The 810-nt window shown below is 56.4% G+C and carries 1 rRNA gene; it reads left to right on the plus strand.

Features of this window, described 5'->3' with window-relative positions:
* A 23S ribosomal RNA gene (locus M1O15_RS31270) occupies positions 1 to 810 on the plus strand; the annotation flags it as partial.

Below are 810 nucleotides of genomic sequence, written 5' to 3' on the forward strand. Positions count from 1 at the left end.
TAGTAGCGCGCTCAAGACCCGAAGCGGAGTGATCTAGCCATGGGCAGGTTGAAGCGGAGGTAAGACTTCGTGGAGGACCGAACCCACCAGGGTTGAAAACCTGGGGGATGACCTGTGGTTAGGGGTGAAAGGCCAATCAAACTCCGTGATAGCTGGTTCTCCCCGAAATGCATTTAGGTGCAGCGTCGTGTGTTTCTTGCCGGAGGTAGAGCACTGGATAGGCGATGGGCCCTACCGGGTTACTGACCTTAGCCAAACTCCGAATGCCGGTAAGTGAGAGCGCGGCAGTGAGACTGTGGGGGATAAGCTCCATGGTCGAGAGGGAAACAGCCCAGAGCATCGACTAAGGCCCCTAAGCGTACGCTAAGTGGGAAAGGATGTGGAGTCGCAGAGACAACCAGGAGGTTGGCTTAGAAGCAGCCACCCTTGAAAGAGTGCGTAATAGCTCACTGGTCAAGTGATTCCGCGCCGACAATGTAGCGGGGCTCAAGCGTACCGCCGAAGTCGTGTCATTGCAGCATGAGCCCTAACGGGTGTTGTGATGGGTAGGGGAGCGTCGTGTGCCGGGTGAAGCAGCACCGGAAGGTAGTTGTGGACGGTTCACGAGTGAGAATGCAGGCATGAGTAGCGATACACACGTGGGAAACGTGTGCGCCGATTGACTAAGGGTTCCTGGGTCAAGCTGATCTGCCCAGGGTAAGTCGGGACCTAAGGCGAGGCCGACAGGCGTAGTCGATGGACAACCGGTTGATATTCCGGTACCCGCTTTGAAGCGCCCAATATCGAATCCTCTGATGCTAAGGCCGTGAA

Source organism: Streptomyces lichenis (assembly GCF_023218175.1).
Taxonomy (GTDB): domain Bacteria; phylum Actinomycetota; class Actinomycetes; order Streptomycetales; family Streptomycetaceae; genus Streptomyces; species Streptomyces lichenis.